Source organism: Pseudomonas sp. St29, assembly GCF_001547915.1.
Taxonomy (GTDB): domain Bacteria; phylum Pseudomonadota; class Gammaproteobacteria; order Pseudomonadales; family Pseudomonadaceae; genus Aquipseudomonas.
This window is the reverse complement of sequence record NZ_AP014628.1, coordinates 585,140-603,579: the sequence shown is the minus strand read 5'-3', so window position 1 is coordinate 603,579 and position 18,440 is coordinate 585,140. Positions and strand designations below refer to the sequence as shown.

Genomic DNA, 18,440 nt, shown 5'->3' with positions numbered 1-18,440 from the left:
ATTCGAATCGAGAGGGTCAACATAACAAACGCTGGAGAAGGAATTATTTAGCTTTGGTCAACCCTGTAAGGGTATTGATACAAATGCCCGGGCGCATTGCGCGCCCGGGAATATCAGACGATATCGGCCTCAGACGGCGCGTCCAGCCCCATGGCGTGCAGCCGCGAGTAGTAGCCACCCATGGCCAGCAACTCGAGGTGAGTACCACGCTCGACAATTTCGCCGTGGTCCATCACCAGAATCAGGTCAGCCTTCTCGATAGTGGACAACCGGTGAGCGATAACCAGGGTGGTACGCCCTTTCATGACCTTGTCCAACGCTGCCTGAATATGCCGCTCCGACTCGGTATCCAGTGCTGATGTCGCCTCATCCAGAATCAGCAACGGTGCATTCTTCAGCAACGCCCGGGCGATAGCCAAGCGTTGACGCTGGCCACCCGAAAGGAGCACGCCGTTCTCTCCGACTTCGGTATCCAGGCCATGGGGCAGTTCAGCAATGAAGTCCATCGCATAGGCATCTTGGGCAGCCTTCTCGATATCCGCACGCGGCGCACCGGCCAGGTCACCGTATGCAATGTTGTTGGCAACGGTATCGTTGAACAACGTCACATGCTGCGTGACCTGAGCCACGTGTCGGCGCAAGTTACGCAGCCGGTAGTCTTCGACCTCCACGTCGTCGAGCAGTATTTCTCCGGTTTCATGATGGTAAAAACGCGGAATCAGGCTGGCCAATGTCGACTTACCACTACCAGAGCGCCCAACCAAGGCAATCATCTGCCCTGGCTCGGCACTGAAGGTAATGTTCTTGAGAACCTCACGCCCGGTCTCCGGATACGTGAAGCTCAAGTTGCGTACTTCAAGGCGACCACTGATACGATCTCGTTCGATCGTACCGCTATCGACTTCAGGCTCAACATCCAGTTGCTCGAAGATACTTTCGGCACCAGCAACGCCCTTTTGAATCGTTGAGCTGACTTCCGACAACTGCCGAATCGGTTTAGGCAGCAAACCCGCGGCAGTGATATAGGCCACCAGATCACCGGCTGTTGCATCGCCCCGCAAGAACAACACCAGGAACATCAATGCAGCCATGGCGGAGTAAATCACCAGTTGCAACATGGGGGTGTATACAGCGCCAGTCTTGGTCATGCGCAGCTGTTTTTCGGTGTTGCTCTGGCTAGCCGCGGCAAAGCGCCGCTGCTCATAGCCTTCACCACCGAAACTGCGCACCACTCGATACCCCTGGATCGCTTCCGAAGCAACATGGGTCACATCTCCCATGGCGACCTGGATCTTTTTGCTCTGCTTGCGAAATTTCTTGCTGGTACTGCCGACCATCAGGGCAATCACTGGCAGGATCGCCAGCATCACCAGCGTCAGCTTCCAGTTCATCCACAACAGATAAACAAATAGAAAGACCACTGTCAGGCCTTCGCGAATGACCACTTTGATCGCGTCGGTGGCCGCCCCCGTAACCATAGTCACATTGAAAGTGATACGGGAAATCAGGTGCCCAGAACTATGAGTATCAAAATAGCGATTGGGCAGGACTAAAAGCTTGTTGAACAGTTCGACACGCAGGTCGTGGACCAACCCCAAGGAAACCTTGGCCAGGTAGTAGTTGCCCAGAAACGACCCCAAACCTTGCCACGCGGCGATCAGGACGATCAGCAGCGGAACAGCCATCAGCAACTTCAGATCTCTCAGATACGGCACATTGGGGAAGAACACCACATCGGGATTGCTCAAGCCATCAACGAAGTATTTGAGGATTCCCGCGAGCATCGGCTGGGTAGACGCAAAGATCACGAAGCCCACGATACTCAACAGAAACATGCCAAGGTACGGCCGTACATAGCCCAGCAGCCGGAAATAGATTTTCAGGCTGGAATCCTGTTCCGCTTTGGGCGGTGCGTCACTCATCATCGGGCTCACTGGTTAGGTAGAACGGCGAATTTTATCACAAGCCTCGGGCTTGGCCCGAGCCCAGACCAAAACGCTGGCCAAGGCAATTGGAAACCAGGAGATGAACCACTCGGCGCGAGGTGTGCCTGTCAGGCTTGCAGCATCGAACTGCATCGCCAGAAATGAGAACCCCCATATCCCGATGATGCCCTTGCCATATTGGGTATCACGCGCCTTCCACGCTTGCCATAGCACTCCGAACCACAGCCCACACCAAAGCAGCAGGCCCGGCAGACCGAGTTCGATGGTCACATGGGTGAACAGATTGTGAGAGTGATCGAAATAGAGGTTATCGGCAAAGACCTTGTAATCGCCGCCCAATCCCAAGCCGCCCCAAGGCCGCTCAGCAATCATGTGCAAGGCCGCCATGAAAATCTGAGGACGATAGGAAACGCCACGAGACAAGACCAGAGACTCCATTGCCCAGAACACCGCCAACGCAGCGACAACCGCCGCTGCCGCGATCAACGTACTGCGCCGGTCACGACACCAGATAGGCATAGCCACGATGCTCAGAAGCAGTGCCAGAGCGGCGCCTCTGCTTTGGCTCAGCACCACAAAGAGTGCGAGCAGCCCCATTGCCAGCAACCAAGCCACCTGCATCCAACGGCCGCGAGGCACCCAGTGCAGCATCCACACCGCAGCCAAACCAATGACGTAAGCACCAAGAATCGGATGAGACAGCTGGCCTAACCCCTCAAGACGGGCATACCAGGCATTTCCTTCAATGCCATAGAATTTGATCACTGCAATCAGCGACGACAATGCCAGTCCGAAACCTCCCCACTGCATGACTCGAATGACCCGCTCGGGTCGAGCATTGGCAAACACCGGGAAGAACAGCAGGAAGACGCCGATGTAAAGCAGGCGCTTGGCCTCACGGGAAGGATCTTCTACGTTGGTCCAGAGCAAACTGATCCCGCCCCACACCGCCAACAACAGGATCATCAGGCAGATCCAAGTTTGCGAACGCCAGACTTCCTTGAGCCGATCACGGGCAGGCCATGCAAAAACCAGGGCCGGCAACCAGAGAAAGAGCACCAGGCCCTGCTGATAGATCTTGTTGGTCGGCGCAAATGCAATAGCCAGTAAAAACCATAACAGTCCACAGACCATCCATCCCTGCGCCCAACGATTTGCTTGCATTCCTTCCCCCTCATCACGGCCAACCACCCTGACCGGCATGGTTAAAACCCAAAACTTTCGGCATCATTACCGACCACTGTGCCCGCGACTCCGAGAAGGCTCCGACGATGCAATGTTCAAGGCTTTCCCAAGCCGCTCTAACTTCAATGACTGAAGGCGCCAGAATATTGGAAGCCGACAGCTATGGTCCTAAAGTCTACCTGCTGGCAGACGGAGACATCCTCAAACTGTTTCGCCGCAAACGCCTTTTTTCTTCAGCGTTGTTTCACCCCTACTCCAAACGCTTCATCGACAACGCGGCGGAGTTGCGCAAGCGTGGAATCCCCACCTTGACCGTACTCAAGTTCTTCGAACTAAGTGCCCCCGGCATGACCGCGGTGCTTTATCGACCATTACCTGGGCAGACACTGCGTCAAATGGCCAGCCAGAAAGACTTTGACTGGCAACAGAACCTCGAGCCGCTGGTGGCCCTGATTCGTCGATTGCACACGGCCGGCATCTACTTCCGCTCATTACACTTGGGCAATATCGTGATTACGCCCGACAATGAAATGGGGCTGATCGATGTAGCCGATATGCGTTTCTTGCGGGCGCCGCTGCCTCCCAGGCTGATCAAGCGCAACTTGCAGCACTTTGCACGCTATATTGCGCGCGAAGAGCTGAACGAACGCTTTCCAATGCAGGCACTGGAACAAGCGCTGTTACCGGCATGAAAACAGCCGCCGCGAGGTTTCAGTGAAATCTGTCCAGGCCCGCTCCGGCGCCAGCGCTCGCGACTGACCATCAAGGATCACCTCGGCAGACGCTGAAAATGCGCGCTCCATGAGGTTGCTCCAGGCACCGGCATCGTCCGGCGGCGCATACCAGCCGGCCTCAGCCAACTGCTCCCGGAATACCGCAAGCTCACTGGTGAGCACCGGAACTCCCGAGATCACCGCCTCTTGCAAGATCAAGCCCAGCCCCTCGTCCAGCGATGGAATGGCTACCCAGTCAAACGCTCGATAAAGCGTTGCGGCCTCTGGCAGATGACCTGGGAGGAAAACTTTGCCACTCAAGCCCAAACGCTCGATGCCGGCCTCAAGGGCGAGCCGCTCGGGGCCCTCGCCGACAATGACCAAGCGCGCATCGGGTCGATGCACCGACGCGGCAGCAAAGGCCTCAAGCAGACAGGCAAAGCCCTTGCCACTCACCAAGCGGCCTACCGCACCCAGCACTGGCGAGGCTTCCAATGGCACTCCCAAGCGAGCTCGAGCCTGCTCACGAGACAGCGACCCGGCACGAAAAGCGACCGGGTCGTAGGCGCTGCGCAAGACTGCAACAGGCCGGCGCGTGTCACATTCAAGGGATTGGGCGAGAGTGTTCGACACAGCAACCAGCGTCAGCTCAGAGTCCGAGAACCTCTCAAACAGTTTGAGATCGCTCCCGCGCAGGCGAGTGGTGCCATGAAAAATGACCACAGCACGCACCCCTGGCACAGTCCTGAGTACTGGCAGTAAGGCTCGCGCAACACCGATACCATCCAGAAGCACCACTTCCACGTCTTTCGGCAGGGCCTTTTTAAAACGCATGCGCATCCAGGGAGCCAACAACTTCCAGATGCGCCGCTCCTTGAGCTGGTCAGAAGACAGATTCCACTCGACAACGTGGTTGCCCAGATCGCCAACGCCCGCACTTCCTTGAAGCAGCCAAGTGTTGATCGATGCACAGCCCTCAACGCGAGAAAGTATCTGTTGATGTACCTTCTGCACCGAAGCAAAGGCAGAGCCGCCGGCCCACATGATGTTAAGAATGCTCATTGAAAAAATGACCTTGATACGTGGTTTCGCAAGCCCGCCATGTGCAATTCAGTGATGCCTGGTCGACCTTTGATCAAATAACTGAACCCGACGCGGACGATATCAAAAAGCCACTAAACATTCCCGACAAGTCGATATCAAACACCCAGTCGCAACCGCAATCTTTCCACCAGACTCAAGGGAGCACGCGCTCTCAAGGGCGGTTGGAGCGCATCTACGATACGCCGGCCAATCTGGGCAAAACTGAACTGTTTGACCGCAAGTTCCTGTCCATTACGAGCAATATCCGCCGCCAGTAACGGATTCATGCGCAAGTGGACCAACTTCTCCTGCAACTGAGGGATGTCCTTGTAAAACACGACGTTGACCATGTCTTTGAAACCCAAGGCCTCATTCTCGGCAGCCCCTTGATCGAAGGCCAGCAAAACACAGCCACAAGCCATCGCTTCAAAGTTCTTGATCATGTACTCGCCCATACCCACGTCGGCACTGACGAAAAAACGAATCCGATTGAGGGTCGCGCAGTACTCTTCGCCTGACTTGGTTCGCGTGACCACCAAAGGTTCAACCCGCGCCAGTTCATCCAGCAATGCCTTGCGGCCGCTATAGGCAACACTGTTGGTACTGCCGACAAAGGCCAGTTCGATATCACGCTCACGCCCTTGCTCCTGCAAAAGCGCCTGATCGTAACCCTTGGGTACGAACACCGCGTCGAAACCTTCCTCGCGCAAGCGCTCGGTCACCATATGCCCTGAACTGATCACCCGCGCCCAAGGCAAGCGGCGGTAATGGGCACTGAACTTGCCCGTGTACTTGCAGGGAATGTAATTCTGATAAGCATCGTGCTCGAGAATCACCAAGTTGGGCACGGTGCGAATGAACCCGACCTGGCGTATCTCCTGCTTGAAGCGCAGGAAGAAGATGATGCGGTCATAACGGGAAACATCGACCTCCCGCCGGAAGTAACGACGCAAGTTGCGTTGCTCGTCGCTGCTCAGCCAGCGCACATCGCATTCACAATTCTCGGCGACGCCTTCGTACAAACGATCCAGGATGGCTCGCTGTTCTTTCTGCACCAGAAATAAAACCTTCATCATCTTCCTTTCGACGCTGAGCAGTCCGAGAAAAAAATCGACATTGCCCTGTTGTCTTGGCACAAGGCAGTTTTAAAGCAACAACTCACAAACGCCAGAACAACTCATGCCTGCGAACCGCCTTGCGGAAAAACTCGTTTTCACCGTAAGTCGACCCTGAACGGCCGGCCAACCAACGCTGCAGGTATCGTCGGACACGTCGCTTGAAGGGCGCTGATGGCTGCAAATCATGCATCATCCCCAGCGCCATCGCCTTGTCAAACTGCTCGGCCTGGGTCAGCGACAGGCACCACGGACGCAGGGCGGCCGGAGCATCGAAGAGCGGTGGCAAGGCGACGCCGGCTCCAGAATCGCCCATGGGCCAGCGGTCATTGTCATGCAGGTGGTTGGCGTACCCGAGCACGGTGTGCGGTTGCCAGTCCAACCCTTGCAAGGCCTGCATCACCGCCGCCTGGGCGCAGATATGGTCGGGATGCGGGTCCAATGACGGGTGCGGCAGCACTATCACTTCAGGCCGGGCCTTGAGCAACAGCGCCCGCAGATCCGCCAGCAGGTTGTCCCAGGTCGGCAGGCCGTCCCGGTCGGCAGGCAAGGGGAACGGATTGAACTGACGGAACAGGCGGATATCGTTCAACTGCGCCTCACGCGAGGCTACCGGCTGCTGCGGATCGGCCTGCATGGCCGGCAGTTGCAGGCAGAAATACCCCAATTGCACGCAGTGAGCCTCGGGCACTCCAGCCCAGCGAGGCACGGCGATACTGTCCCAGGCCCGCAGGCGGCCCTTGATACGCGCCGCCTCGACCGGGCTCATGCCCATGGCCTGATAATGTTCGGCCTCGATTTCACCCGCCGTCAGGGTCACGATCCAGGCTTCGTCAGCCTGACTGTACAAGCCGAAGGCTGCCAGTTCGGCATCATCGGCATGGGGTGCGATCACCATCACCCGCTGACGCCGGTAGTCGGGGTCGCGCCAAGCCAGCAACCGAGGCTGGACCTGAATCCGGCAGAAGCGCCCGCGCAGTTGCAGCTCGCCGCGAACCAGGGGACCGGCCAGGCCACTGAGGTTGAGATAGCGCAGGCCATTGACCCCGCGCTCGAACGCCTGGCGATCAGCGCTCGGACCACCCAGCACCTCAATGGCCGGGTCGAGAAATCGTCCGATCCAGGAGCTCTTGACCTGCACTCCGAGAATCAGGGTTTCATCCGCGCCCAACTCTGGCGCCGGATCCAGCAACAAACGCCCCGCCTCCAGACGCACCGCGACCTGCCGGGCTTCATGACCGAAGTCGTAGCAGTAGTCATCCTTGGGCGAGTAGAACAGGTGATCGGCAAACCAGGCCTCATGAGCCAGCCAGCCAAGCACCGCCAACAGCAGCGGCAACCACCAGGCCACCAGCACCCCCACCAGCAGCAACAGGACCAGACCCGCCAACAGGACGATTCGTTTGTTGCGCCGGTGGCGCTTGAGCAATTGCTGCTTGCGACTCATGGACGGACTCACACCTGGAAAACCGGCACAGGATTGCACCAACGATCCTTGTATTCACGATCGGCGCGACCGAAGGAAAAACGCAGCGGTTTGTTCAAGGCCCGGGCCTGCTCCCAGGCGCTCTGGGTATTGAGGAAACTCAGCACACTGCCGGGGCTGAACTCCCGCGTCTCGGGATCGACCCCCCCATTGACGTACTCGACGCTGATCCACTGCGGGGCTTCGACCCGGTAGATCAACTGCACGGCAATCGGCGCATCGTTGAGAAAGATCACCGAGCCAATCAGCAGCTCGCGCAGGCGCTCCAATACCTCGGCCATGCGCTCGGCCCCCGTCGCGGCAAAACCCCAGCGACGCTGGAACAGATCACAGTAGATCGCCGCCAGCTCAGCACTGCTGAAATCAGTGACTGCACGCACCACGCCGCCGGCCTCCTCCAGCAGGCGCAGTTCGCGGCGCTGGTTGTAGCGAAACTTCTTCGACAACTCTTCCGGAGTGCGGGCCATGGCCAATTGTTCGGCTTGGGGCCTGAGGGCGGTGAAGCGCCCCTGGTTGAGCGCGGAAAGATAACGTCCGCGATGGCGCAGTACGGCCTGGGCCTCCGCGGCGGCCGGCAGGATCAGCTCGGCATTGCCGATATCGAACAATCCCTTCTTGCCGGCACGCTTGAGCACGTCCTTGGACAGCGCCAGATCACGCCCCCACGTGGCGATGGCCGCCTGCAACTGGCCGTTGTGTTCCCAGGCCAGATAACGCACAGGAATCTGCGCCAGGTCCGCCAGTTGCTCGACCACCAGCGGGTGAGTCGCCACGCTGCCACCAAAGCGCTGCCAGGCATCGGCATAGGTCGATGCGTCAATGACTGACCAGCCGCGTTCGCGCCAGCCTTGAAATCGATTGAGCATCAGCCCCTCGCGGTCAGATCGGTGACTTGCGGCAAACGCCAGAATACGTCGCGTACGGCACGGTCGGAGAAACGCTCACGCAGGCGATCAAGCATCAATTCGGCGCAGACCCGCCGCTGATGATCATCCATCGCGGCCAGGTGCTGCAGCCCTTGCGCCATGTGCTCGACGTCACCCAACGGAAACAGGATGCCCACGCCCTCGACCACCTCCTTCGCACCACCACAGGCGGTGGCCAAAAGGGGCACGCCGGCGGCCATGGCTTCCAGCAGGACCATGCCAAAGGGCTCGTGGTCGGAACTCAGGGCAAACACATCGAACGCGCGGAAGTAGCGCCGGGCCTGCGGCACCTGCCCAAGGAACAGCACGCGATCGGCGATTCCCAGTTCCCGGGCCAGGGATTTCAGCTCCTTCTCCAGGCGGCCGGTACCCAGGATCGCCAGCTGGCTGTGTGGCGGCAGTTGCGGCACGGCGGCAGCAAAACCCCGCAGCAGAGTGGCCTGGTCCTTGTCCGGGTGCAGGCGCCCGACATTGCCGACAATCCAGGCCTCAGCGGACAGGCCCAGCTCGCTGCGGGCCTGGGCCGCGCTCAGTTGTTCGGCTTGCAGCGCCTCAAGGTCGATACGGTTGTACAGGGTCTGAATGCGCTGCGCCGGCCATTTCGGCAGGCAGGCGCGCATATCGTCACGCACCGCATCCGACACCCCGAGCAGGCTCAAGCGTTTGCGGAACAGCTGGGCAAACAGCTTGCGGCTGCCACGCTTGTAATCGGAAAACGCATGATGGACGCCAATCACCGGCAAGCCCGTGCCCAGCAGGGCAATGTAGATCGGCTTGAAGCGATGGGCGATGCAGAAGCTGAAATCGCGCGAGGCCGCAATCTTGCGCAAGTCACGGATCGCGCCCAGCTTCAGGCCACGAATGGCCTTGGAGCTGTATTCCATGAACAACACTTCATCTGACGCACAGCCCGCCGCCACATCGGCATCGGCGGCCCCGGTCAGAAACACCGTGGTCACCCGATAGCCGCTGCCGGCGAACAGATTGGCGTATTGCCGGGCGCAGTCCAGGAACGGCCCGTCATAGCCGTGACAGAACTGCAGCACATGGCGTTCAGCCGAGCGTGTCATAAGGGTCCACGCCGTCTTTGACCACCAGAATGTCTTCCATGATCAGGTACTGCAGATCGGACCCATAGAACATGTTCAAGGCGTCGGTAGGCGAACAGATCATCGGCTCGCCGCGGCGGTTGAGCGAGGTGTTCAGCGACACGCCGTTGCCGGTCAGGACTTCCAGGGCCTTCATCATGTCGTAGTAGCGCGGGTTGTATTCACGCTTGAGCACCTGGGCCCGGGACGTGCCGTCCTCGTGGACCACTTCCGGCACGCGGGTCTTCCACTCTTCAGCCACTTCGAAGGTGAAGGTCATGAACGGCGCCGGATGGTCGACCTTGATCATTTGCGGACCAACGGTGTCGAGCATCGACGGGCAGAAAGGCCTCCAGCGCTCGCGGAACTTGATCTGCTCGTTGATCCGGTCGGCCACGCCCGTGGCGCTCGGGCAACCAATGATCGAGCGACCGCCCAGGGCCCGCGGACCGAACTCCATGCGCCCCTGGAACCAGGCCACCGGATTGCCGTCCACCATGATCTTGGCGATGCGTTCCGGGGTGTTGTCGATCTGTCGCCAGGCCGGTTTGTTCGGGTGGCGGGCACAGGCGGCGATCACGTCTTCGTTGCTGTAGGACGGGCCGAGATAGACGTGTTCCATCTTCTCCACCGGCACCCCACGGGCATGGGAAACGTAGGCCGCGGCACCGACGGCGGTACCGGCGTCGCCGGACGCCGGCTGCACGAACAGTTCCTTGACCTCGGGACGGGCAATGATCTTCTGGTTCAGCTTGACGTTCAGAGCGCAGCCACCGGCGAAGGCCAGCTTGCCGGTTTCCTTGAGGATGTCGCCCAGGTAGTGGTCGATCATCTGCAGGGCCAGCTTCTCGAACAGCGCCTGCATGCTCGCCGCGTAGTGGATGTACGGCTCGTCGGCGATGTCGCCTTCGCGCTTGGGACCCAGCCACTCGATGAGTTTTGGCGAGAAGTAGAACCCCTTGCCCTTTTCTTTGTAGCGGCGCAGGCCGATGACGTTGGCGTAGTCGGTGTTGATCACCAGCTCGCCGTTTTCAAAGCTGGCCAGGCGCGAGAAGTCATACTTGCTGGCATCGCCATAAGGCGCCATGCCCATGACCTTGAACTCGCCGTCGAGCATCTCGAAGCCGAGGAACTCGGTGATCGCGCCATAGAGGCCGCCCAGGGAGTCCGGATCGAAGAATTCCTTGATCTTGTGGATCTTGCCGTTTTCGCCGTAGCCGAAGAAGGTGGTGGCGTATTCGCCCTTGCCGTCGATCCCGAGGATCGCGGTCTTCTCCTTGAAGCCCGAGCAGTGGTAGGCACTGGAGGCGTGGGCCAGGTGGTGCTCCACCGGCTCGATCTTGACCTTTTTCGGGTCAAAGCCCAGTTGCTCCAGGCACCAGACGATCTTCTTGCGGTAGCGCTTGTAGCGACGGTTGCCCATCAGGATCGCGTCCAGGGCGCGGTCCGGGGCGTACCAGTAACGCTTGGCGTAATGCCAGCGAGCCTTGCCGAACAGGCTGATCGGAGCAAAGGGAATCGCTACCACGTCAACGTCGGAAGGCTTGATACCGGCCTGTTCCAGGCAGAACTTCGCCGACTCGTAGGGCATGCGGTTCTTTGCATGCTTGTCGCGCACGAAACGCTCTTCTTCAGCAGCCGCGATCAGCTTGCCGTCGATATACAGGGCTGCTGAAGGATCATGGCTAAGGGCGCCGGACAGGCCAAGAATCGTCAATGCCACAGGGGTCTAGCCTCGTTTAGTCTGCATGCGGGCGCGATGCGCCTTGAAAATAAAGTGTGCTCGCAAGGGGCGAGAAACAACGAAAGGGCGCGATTATAACTGAAAAGCAGGGGCAAGCCTCTAGCCGCAAGCGGCAAGCCAGGGCGCCGCGGCCACCAGGGCCCGCAGCCGCTGCCAGCAACAGCGGCCATGGGTCGCAGGTCAGGCTTGGGTGGAATGGGCAGTCTTGGGCAAGCGCTGATCAATCACTTGATACAAATTGCTGCTTTCGGGCCAGTTGCGCATGAAGCGCGCGCGATCCCGGGCATAAGCCGGGGCGAAACTGCTCAGGCTGGCGTGCTGGCACATGGAGTCAAGATCGATCAACGCCCAGCGATCCTGGTGCCAGAACAGATTGTGGCCCTTGAAGTCGCCATGACTGATGCGTTCCTTGATCAGCTCGGCAAACAGCCGGTCCAATGCCAGCAACTCCGATTCCGGCGCTGCGCCGCTGTCCACGAACGGCGCAAAACGCTCGATGATGTCCGGCCCCGGCAGGTATTCGGTGACCAGGTAGGCGCGCCGGCGCAACCAGAAACAGCGCTGTTCCAGCAGAGCCAGGGGCTTGGGGGTGGCAATGCCGAGAAACGCCAGGCGATTGCCTTCGCGCCAGGAGTGCCAGGCCCGGCTCGGGCGCCAGAAACGCTTGAGCCAATGAGCGAAGCCCTTGATGTTGTAGCGCTTGACCACCAGGGTCCGACCCGCCACCACGACCCGGCCGACACTGGCCGCTCCGCCGGTCTTGTACAGATGGCCCTGGTCGAGCAAGGCATCGGCCTGTTCCAGCACCGGCCGCATCGCCGCCTCTTCTTCGCGACGGATCGCCCGCAGGGCGAACGGCCCGCGCTGCACGCTGAACAGGGTGCAATCACGGCCGACCTTGTTGAGAAAATCCCGCAGCCGCCAGCCACGCACCTTGTTCACCTGTTTTTCCAGGGCTTCCAGGGGCAAGGCATGCTCGGCATTGCCGAGCAGGTAGTGCACCAGCAGCTCTTCGGTGAAGGGCTCCAGGCTCTTGGGCAACTGGGCGAAGAACACCCCAAGGTTCTCCAGCACCCGGGACCGGGACAGCGGTTTGCCAGCCTCTTCGACGCAAATCCCTGCGCCATCGATCAAATACAACTGGCCGGCATGGCGCAGCAGATTGTCCAGATGCAGGTCTTCCTGCCACAGGCCCTTGGCGTGCAACTGGGCAATCGCCCCGAGCGCCTCGGCCAGCACCGCCGTCTGCTCATCGGCCAGCACCGGCAGGTTCTCCACCTGCTGCCAGGCCTCGCCCAGGCTCTGCGCCCCTTGCAGAAACTCAAAGAGCAGCCAGCCGCCCTCGCCTTCCTGCAAGCCGTCGGCCAGCAGCAGAGGCGTGGTCAGGCCTTGCTGCGCCAGCAGGCGCACGCCGTTCAACTCTCGCTGAAAATGCCGCGCGGCCTTGGGCCCCACCAGCAACTTGGCCAGCACCGGGCGGCCTCGCCAGACCCCGGCGCCCACATAGCGCTGCCCCGGCAACACCCGCAGCAAACTCAGCAATTGCAGTTGCGCCGGGCCGGCGGCATCCGCCAGTTCCAGGCTCAGGGGCAGGGCCGGGCTGCGCCCGCTGTTCTTCAGCTCGGACAAACGCATCAGCGAGATTCCTTATGACTGCTGCGAGCACTGAGACGGGACAGCCAGGCCTGCACCAGGGAACTGTCTGGAGACTGATCCAGGTACGCAGCCAGCAGCGCGCGCACTTCGTCGCCGCTCCACACCGAAGCCCGGCGCAGCAAAGGCTCAAGATCCTTGACCCGATCACGCTGCCCGAACAATAGAGGCCGGGTTTTCTCCAGGTCGATCAACTGCGCCTGATAACCATCGCCGTGGCCCCGCAGGAAAATATGCTTGGGATAGAAACAACCATGCACCTGACGCAGGCTGTGCAGCTGCCGGGCCAGTTGCCCGCAAGCCTTGAGCACCGCCTGACGCTGCAGTTCGCTGAGCTCATCCCAACGCAACAGCAGCCCATCCAGGTCGTCCCAACCATCCAGGGCCCGGGTCAGGAGAATCGCCCGGGACTCGCCCGCCACCTTGCGCATGCCAAAGAACACCGCCTGCAAGGCCGGAATGCCCAGCAGCTGATAGCGCCGGATATTGCGGAACTCCCGAGCGAAACTCGGCTCGCCGAAAGGCCGGTGCAAGGTGCGGGTCAGGTAGTTGGTCTGACGCTTGAGATAGAACCCCTGCCCTTCCACATCCAGGCGAAAGACACTGCTGCTGCCGCCGCGGCTGGTATTGGGCTCATCCACCGCAGCCAATTGCACGGCCCACAGCTGGTCAAAAGTGCCGAGGCCGTTGCGCTCCAGCAGCGCACGCTCCTCCGGCGCCAGGAAATCAGTCATTCACGCCCCTCAAAAAATCTCACCACGTGGCGAATGCGCTCCTTGTCCGAGGCGCTCAGCCGGTTGCGCTCGCGGTACTGCAGATAGAAACGCAGGCGCTGAGTGGCCGACAGATGATATTTGGCCACCTTGTCCAGGCAGGCCAGATCCTTGGTGATCCGGTACTTGAGCCAGAATCCACGCCAGAAATCGCCGTTCGGACAGTCGATCAGGTACAAGCGGTCCTGGTCGTCGACCAGCAAGTTGCGCCACTTCAAATCGTTGTGGGTAAAGCGATGGTCGTGCATCACGCGGGTATGAGTGGCCAGCTGCTGGCTGATGCCATCGACCCAGCGCCGGTCCTTGAGCCGTGGATCATTGCGCTCGGCCAGCACCGAAAGGTCCTCGGTACGCGGCAACTCGCGGGTGATCATCGCGCCTCGGGAATAGGCCAGGCAGCGCCGCTCCAGCCCCCAGGCCACCACATCCGCCGTGGGAATGCCCCACTTGGCGAAGCGCTTGAGGTTCTGCCACTCGAACTTGACCCGCGGCTTGCCCAGGTAGCGCCGCAGGTTCTTGCCGGCGCCTGTGTAGCGCTTGACGTAATAGTGAATGCCGCCCCGTTCGACGCGAATCACTTCGGACAGCGGATCACGGGTCAGGTGCTCGCCCTGCAGGGCGAATACCGCTTCCAGACTGCCGAAATCCTGCGTCAACTCCTGATAGGCGGGGTCCAGATTCCAACTCGCCATCAGAGTGCGTCTCCGTAACGTTGCTTGCGGGCGTAGAGTTTTTCCGCCTTGCCCTCGAGCCAGGACAGCAGCGCCGCCTCTTCACCCAGAATCTGCCGCAGCGGCTGCTGGAAATAGCCCTTGAGGAAACGCAGCTTGTCGCGGCGCGTCAGACCGATGTCCAGGGCCGAGAAATACAGGGCCGCCAGGTCCTTGTTGCGCCAGCGCAAGGTGATCTTCGGCCGGGTCTGGGCCCGATGCAGATCGATCACCGAGAGCTTGAGGGTCTCCGGGGTGATGGGCCGGTCTGTGTGCAGCAGGAAATGACAGATGTAGCAGTCGCGATGGTTGACCCCGGCGCGGTGCATCATGCCGGTCATGCGCGCCACCTCGGCGATCAGCGCGCGCTTGAGGGCCGGCGCAGGGGGCTGCTTGACCCAGTCGATGCTGAAATCTTCCAGGCTGACGGTCGGCGCCAGCTCTTCGGTGACGATGAACGAATGCTGATCCGCCGGATTGCTGCCGCGCTCGCCGTAGGCCACCGCGGTCATGGTCGGCACACCGACCTGATGCAGACGCTCCAGGGCCCGCCATTCCTGACCGGCGCCAAGCACCGGCAACTTGGCGGTGAGCAGATTCTTGACGATCTCACCCCAACCGATACCACGATGGATCTTCACAAAATAACCGCGGCCGGCGACCTCCGTACGCAAGGTACGGCGCGCTTCCAGCTCACGGTAGACCTGACCCTTCAGGCCCTCGACAGCATCGAACGCATCGCGTCCGGCCCACAGGCTCTTGAAGGGTTCGGCAAGCATCAACTTCATCGGTGTTGCTCCGCCAGAATCACATCCGCAGCATGCTGCGGCATGCTGTAAAGGTCGGCCGTCTCGGCGAACGCCAGGCCATTACGGCTCCAGGTCGCGCGTGCCGCGTCGTCGGTCAACATGGTGTTGAGGTATTGATTGAGCTGGCTCTGCTCGAACGGCTCGTCCAGCACCAGGCCGCTCTCGGCCTCGGCGATGTAGTGGGCATAGCCGCAGACCGCACTGACCAGCACCGGCAGCCCGGCCACCAGGGCCTCGAGCAGGACGGTGCCGGTGTTTTCGTTGTAGGCCGGATGAATCAGCACATCGGCGCCCAGCAGGAACCGCGGGATATCGCTGCGCCCCTTCATGAACTGCACCTGATCGCTCAAACCCAGCGCCGCACTTTGCACCTGGAATACCTTGGGGTCGTCCTGGCCGATTACAAACAGCCGGGTGCGTTTTTTCAGCGCCGACGGCAACGCCGCCAGCGCCTTCAGGCTGCGGTCCACGCCCTTGGTCTTGAACCCGGAGCCAATCTGCACCAGCAGCAGCTCGTCATCCCGCAAGGCGAACTCGCGACGGAACTCGGCGCGGATCTCGGCGGCGTTGGCCGGGGCCCGGCGGTCCTGGGCGATGCCCGGCGGCAGCAGGTGGAAGCGCTCCAGCGGGGTGTCGTAGTGCTTGATGAACAGCGGCTGCTGGACCTCGGAGATCATCAGGATCTCGGTCTTGGCATCCCGGGCGAATACCGCCCGCTCGTACTCGGCAAAATGCCGGTAGCGGCCCCAGCGCCGGTACAGGGAATGGCGCAGGTTCTGCGCCTTGTCCTCGAAACAGCCGTCGGCGGCGTAGTACACGTCCAGCCCCGGCATCTTGTTGAAACCGATCAGTCGATCCACCGGACGCTTGGCCAGGTCGGCCTCCATCCAGGCGCTGAGCTTTTCATTGCGCCGATGGTTGAACAACGCCTTGACCGGCGCCACCAGCACTTCGAAGCCGGGAGGCACATCGCCCTCCCAGATCAGGGTGTAGACGCGAATCTGGTGCCCGCGCCGCTGGCACTCCAGGGCAATGCGCATGAAGTCGCGTTGCAGGCCGCCAAATGGAAAATACTTATAAAGGACAAAAGCCAATTGCATCAGCGCGGCTCCTCAGCCAGTAACAAGGCGCTCAGTCGGCTGGCGACACGCTCGGGGTTCAGGCGAGTGAAGCACAGTGGCCACTCGCGCTTGATGTCATAGCGCTGCTGGTCCACAGCGGAGGGCTGGTAGGTGCATTTTTTCTGCAGGCACGGCGCGCAGGGAAAGTTGCTGCCCAGGTGGATCTGCACCTTGCCATAGGCGCCGGTGAGGCCCGGATTGGTCGGGCCGAACAACGAAATGGTCGGCACATCCAGAGCCGCGGCAAGGTGACCCAACCCGGTGTCGACGGCCACACAGGCCTGGGCATCGGCCAGCACCTTGGCGACCCCGGCCAGGTTCAGCTTGGGCAGCACCGTGGCATTTTTCAGGCCACTGGCGATGCGCTCGGCCCGGGCTTTCTCGGCGGCGTTGCCCCACGGCAGCTTGACCTCCACCCCGAGCATGCCCATGCGCTCGGTCAACTCGCGCCAATAGGCTTCGGGCCAGTGCTTGGTGTCCCAGGTGGTGCCGTGCAGAAACAGCACGAAGGGATTCTTGCGCGGCAGCTCCACCAGCTTCTCGACATTCAGACCGTAGTCGCCCAGGCCCTGCGGCAGGTCGTAGCCCAGGGCCACGGCGAACAGCTGACGCACCCGCTCCACCGCGTGCTGCCCACGGGCCACCGCCAGACGCCGCGAATAGAAACGCGACGCCAGGGGCTCACGGGCCGAGTTCTTGTCCAGCCCCGCCACCGGGGCACGCACGTAGCGAGTCAGCCAGGCGCTTTTCAGCAGGCCCTGGGCATCGATCACCAGGTCGTACTTGGTCGAGCGCACGCTCTGCTTGAAGCGACGCCACTCGCCGCTCTTGATGGTCTGCCAGATGTTCTTGCGCCAGCGACGGATCGCCACCGGAATCACCTTGCCGACCGCCGGATGCCAGGTGGGGATCTCGGCAAAGCCTTCTTCCACCACCCAGTCGAACTTGATCCCGGGAATGGCTCGCGCGGCATCGGTCAGCGCCGGCAATGCGTGAATCACATCCCCCAGGGACGAGGTCTTGATCAACAGTACCCGCAACTTATTGAACCTCGACCGGGGAGCCCTGCAAGCGCTGCAAGGCTTCATTCACCGGCTGCGGCAACAACTGGCGCAGGCAGTTGTAATGGCCGAAGCGGCAAGTGCGGTCGAAACACGGGCTGCATTCGATGCCCAGGCGCACCACCTCGACCTGATCCGCCAGGGGCGGAGTGAAGCCCGGTGAAGTGGAGCCATACACCGCCACCAAAGGGCGATTCAGCGCCGCCGCCACATGCATCAACCCGGAGTCGTTGGACACCACCGAGTCGGCACAGGACAACAGGTCGATGGCCTCGGCCAGGGAGGTTTCGCCGCTGAGGTTGGTCGATTCCTCGCGCAGCCCGGGAATCAGTCGCCCGCGAATCTCCTCCCCCACGGCATGATCGTTCTTCGAACCGAACAGCCACACCTGCCAGCCCTCGCGGATCTTGGCCTCGGCCACCTGGGCGTAATGCTCGGACGGCCAGCGCTTGGCCTCGCCGAACTCCGCCCCAGGGCACAGCGCCAGCACCGGACGATCCAGTACCAGGCCGAACTTGGCCAGGGCCGCCTCACGGCTTTGCGGATCGATCTGCAGGCTCGGCCGTGGATAAGGCTGGGGCAGTTCGGCGCCCGGCTCATGGGCCAGGGCCATGAAGCGCTCGATCATCAGCGGGTAGCGCTCTTTGTCGAGCTTGCGCACGTCATTAAGCAGGCCGTAGCGGAACTCGCCGCGCCAGCCGGTGCGCTTGGGGATGCCGGCAAAGAACGGCACCAGGGCCGACTTCAGCGAGTTGGGCAGCAGGATCGCCTGATCGTACTGGCCGGCCAGGGACTTGCCGATCCGCCGGCGGGTGGCCAGCTCCAGGGCGCCGTGGCCCAGGGGAAAGCTCAAGGCCCGACGCACCTGGGGCATGCGCTCCAGGATCGGCCGGCTCCACTCGGGGGCCAGCACGTCGATCTCGCATTGTGGATGACGCTGTTTCAGGCACTCGAAGAGTGTCTGCGCCATCACCATGTCACCGACCCAACTGGGCCCAACGATCAGAATATTCATGTGGTTTCCATA

Annotated in this window: 16 protein-coding genes; 1 reads left to right on the top strand and 15 read right to left on the bottom strand. The window is 61.1% G+C overall.

Annotated features, from left to right (window positions below):
• Window positions 1-113: 113 nt before the first annotated feature.
• Window positions 114-1,922 carry a lipid A export permease/ATP-binding protein MsbA gene (msbA, locus tag PST29_RS02640; RefSeq protein ID WP_060845061.1) on the bottom strand — a complete coding sequence of 603 codons (1,809 nt, stop codon included), beginning with the start codon at window positions 1,920-1,922 and terminating at the stop codon, window positions 114-116.
• A gap of 15 nt (window positions 1,923-1,937) precedes the next feature.
• Window positions 1,938-3,110 carry an O-antigen ligase family protein gene (locus tag PST29_RS02635; RefSeq protein WP_060842304.1) on the bottom strand — a complete coding sequence of 391 codons (1,173 nt, stop codon included), beginning with the start codon at window positions 3,108-3,110 and terminating at the stop codon, window positions 1,938-1,940.
• A gap of 146 nt (window positions 3,111-3,256) precedes the next feature.
• Between PST29_RS02635 and PST29_RS02630 the strand changes: the two genes are divergently transcribed.
• Window positions 3,257-3,823, top strand: coding sequence for a lipopolysaccharide kinase InaA family protein (locus PST29_RS02630; protein ID WP_173664399.1), 567 nt, complete (start codon window positions 3,257-3,259; stop codon window positions 3,821-3,823).
• Here PST29_RS02630 and PST29_RS02625 read toward each other — a convergent pair.
• From PST29_RS02625 to waaF, 13 genes are all read right to left on the bottom strand, one after another.
• Window positions 3,812-4,906: a glycosyltransferase gene (locus PST29_RS02625; RefSeq protein ID WP_060842302.1), complete on the bottom strand. Its 1,095-nt coding sequence runs from the start codon at window positions 4,904-4,906 to the stop codon at window positions 3,812-3,814. The two genes, PST29_RS02630 and PST29_RS02625, sit on opposite strands and share 12 nt — an antisense overlap.
• 137 nt (window positions 4,907-5,043) lie before the next feature.
• Window positions 5,044-6,000 carry a glycosyltransferase family protein gene (locus PST29_RS02620; protein ID WP_060842301.1) on the bottom strand — a complete coding sequence of 319 codons (957 nt, stop codon included), beginning with the start codon at window positions 5,998-6,000 and terminating at the stop codon, window positions 5,044-5,046.
• An 85-nt stretch (window positions 6,001-6,085) separates the two neighbouring features.
• Window positions 6,086-7,489 (bottom strand): PIG-L deacetylase family protein, encoded by a 1,404-nt coding sequence (locus tag PST29_RS02615; protein ID WP_060842300.1) that lies wholly within the window; start codon window positions 7,487-7,489, stop codon window positions 6,086-6,088.
• Window positions 7,490-7,497: 8 nt separating this feature from the next.
• The gene (locus tag PST29_RS02610) at window positions 7,498-8,394 is read right to left on the bottom strand and encodes an antimicrobial resistance protein Mig-14 (RefSeq protein WP_060837225.1); all 897 of its coding nucleotides are present in this window, start codon (window positions 8,392-8,394) and stop codon (window positions 7,498-7,500) included.
• Entirely contained in the window at window positions 8,394-9,524 is a 1,131-nt protein-coding gene (locus PST29_RS02605) for a glycosyltransferase (RefSeq protein WP_060842299.1), read from the bottom strand. Before PST29_RS02605 ends, PST29_RS02610 begins: the two co-directional genes overlap by 1 nt.
• Window positions 9,508-11,265 (bottom strand): carbamoyltransferase family protein, encoded by a 1,758-nt coding sequence (locus PST29_RS02600; RefSeq protein WP_016968301.1) that lies wholly within the window; start codon window positions 11,263-11,265, stop codon window positions 9,508-9,510. The genes PST29_RS02605 and PST29_RS02600 overlap by 17 nt, the downstream gene beginning before the upstream one ends.
• A 201-nt stretch (window positions 11,266-11,466) precedes the next feature.
• A complete protein-coding gene (locus tag PST29_RS02595; protein WP_060842298.1) occupies window positions 11,467-12,921 on the bottom strand; it encodes a lipopolysaccharide kinase InaA family protein in 1,455 nt (484 codons plus the stop codon).
• On the bottom strand, window positions 12,921-13,673 hold the full coding sequence (locus PST29_RS02590; protein ID WP_060837222.1) for a lipopolysaccharide kinase InaA family protein: 753 nt from the start codon (window positions 13,671-13,673) through the stop codon (window positions 12,921-12,923). Before PST29_RS02590 ends, PST29_RS02595 begins: the two co-directional genes overlap by 1 nt.
• Window positions 13,670-14,404 (bottom strand): lipopolysaccharide kinase InaA family protein, encoded by a 735-nt coding sequence (locus tag PST29_RS02585; RefSeq protein WP_060837221.1) that lies wholly within the window; start codon window positions 14,402-14,404, stop codon window positions 13,670-13,672. The genes PST29_RS02590 and PST29_RS02585 overlap by 4 nt, the downstream gene beginning before the upstream one ends.
• Window positions 14,404-15,210: a lipopolysaccharide core heptose(I) kinase RfaP gene (gene rfaP / locus PST29_RS02580; RefSeq protein ID WP_060837220.1), complete on the bottom strand. Its 807-nt coding sequence runs from the start codon at window positions 15,208-15,210 to the stop codon at window positions 14,404-14,406. Before rfaP ends, PST29_RS02585 begins: the two co-directional genes overlap by 1 nt.
• Window positions 15,207-16,331 carry a glycosyltransferase family 4 protein gene (locus PST29_RS02575; protein ID WP_060837219.1) on the bottom strand — a complete coding sequence of 375 codons (1,125 nt, stop codon included), beginning with the start codon at window positions 16,329-16,331 and terminating at the stop codon, window positions 15,207-15,209. Before PST29_RS02575 ends, rfaP begins: the two co-directional genes overlap by 4 nt.
• Window positions 16,331-17,392: a lipopolysaccharide heptosyltransferase I gene (gene waaC / locus PST29_RS02570; protein WP_016968307.1), complete on the bottom strand. Its 1,062-nt coding sequence runs from the start codon at window positions 17,390-17,392 to the stop codon at window positions 16,331-16,333. The genes PST29_RS02575 and waaC overlap by 1 nt, the downstream gene beginning before the upstream one ends.
• Before the next feature lies 1 nt (window position 17,393).
• Window positions 17,394-18,428 (bottom strand): lipopolysaccharide heptosyltransferase II, encoded by a 1,035-nt coding sequence (gene waaF / locus PST29_RS02565; protein ID WP_060837218.1) that lies wholly within the window; start codon window positions 18,426-18,428, stop codon window positions 17,394-17,396.
• Window positions 18,429-18,440: the final 12 nt, after the last annotated feature.

What these genes read in the sequence shown, in the direction of transcription:
- msbA (WP_060845061.1), bottom strand. Translation starts at nt 1,922, where the DNA reads ATGAGTGACGCACCGCCCAAAGCGGAACAGGATTCCAGCCTGAAAATC.
- PST29_RS02635 (WP_060842304.1), bottom strand. Translation starts at nt 3,110, where the DNA reads ATGCAAGCAAATCGTTGGGCGCAGGGATGGATGGTCTGTGGACTGTTA.
- PST29_RS02630 (WP_173664399.1), top strand. Translation starts at nt 3,257, where the DNA reads ATGACTGAAGGCGCCAGAATATTGGAAGCCGACAGCTATGGTCCTAAA.
- PST29_RS02625 (WP_060842302.1), bottom strand. Translation starts at nt 4,906, where the DNA reads ATGAGCATTCTTAACATCATGTGGGCCGGCGGCTCTGCCTTTGCTTCG.
- PST29_RS02620 (WP_060842301.1), bottom strand. Translation starts at nt 6,000, where the DNA reads ATGAAGGTTTTATTTCTGGTGCAGAAAGAACAGCGAGCCATCCTGGAT.
- PST29_RS02615 (WP_060842300.1), bottom strand. Translation starts at nt 7,489, where the DNA reads ATGAGTCGCAAGCAGCAATTGCTCAAGCGCCACCGGCGCAACAAACGA.
- PST29_RS02610 (WP_060837225.1), bottom strand. Translation starts at nt 8,394, where the DNA reads ATGCTCAATCGATTTCAAGGCTGGCGCGAACGCGGCTGGTCAGTCATT.
- PST29_RS02605 (WP_060842299.1), bottom strand. Translation starts at nt 9,524, where the DNA reads ATGACACGCTCGGCTGAACGCCATGTGCTGCAGTTCTGTCACGGCTAT.
- PST29_RS02595 (WP_060842298.1), bottom strand. Translation starts at nt 12,921, where the DNA reads ATGCGTTTGTCCGAGCTGAAGAACAGCGGGCGCAGCCCGGCCCTGCCC.
- PST29_RS02590 (WP_060837222.1), bottom strand. Translation starts at nt 13,673, where the DNA reads ATGACTGATTTCCTGGCGCCGGAGGAGCGTGCGCTGCTGGAGCGCAAC.
- PST29_RS02585 (WP_060837221.1), bottom strand. Translation starts at nt 14,404, where the DNA reads ATGGCGAGTTGGAATCTGGACCCCGCCTATCAGGAGTTGACGCAGGAT.
- rfaP (WP_060837220.1), bottom strand. Translation starts at nt 15,210, where the DNA reads ATGAAGTTGATGCTTGCCGAACCCTTCAAGAGCCTGTGGGCCGGACGC.
- PST29_RS02575 (WP_060837219.1), bottom strand. Translation starts at nt 16,331, where the DNA reads ATGCAATTGGCTTTTGTCCTTTATAAGTATTTTCCATTTGGCGGCCTG.
- waaF (WP_060837218.1), bottom strand. Translation starts at nt 18,428, where the DNA reads ATGAATATTCTGATCGTTGGGCCCAGTTGGGTCGGTGACATGGTGATG.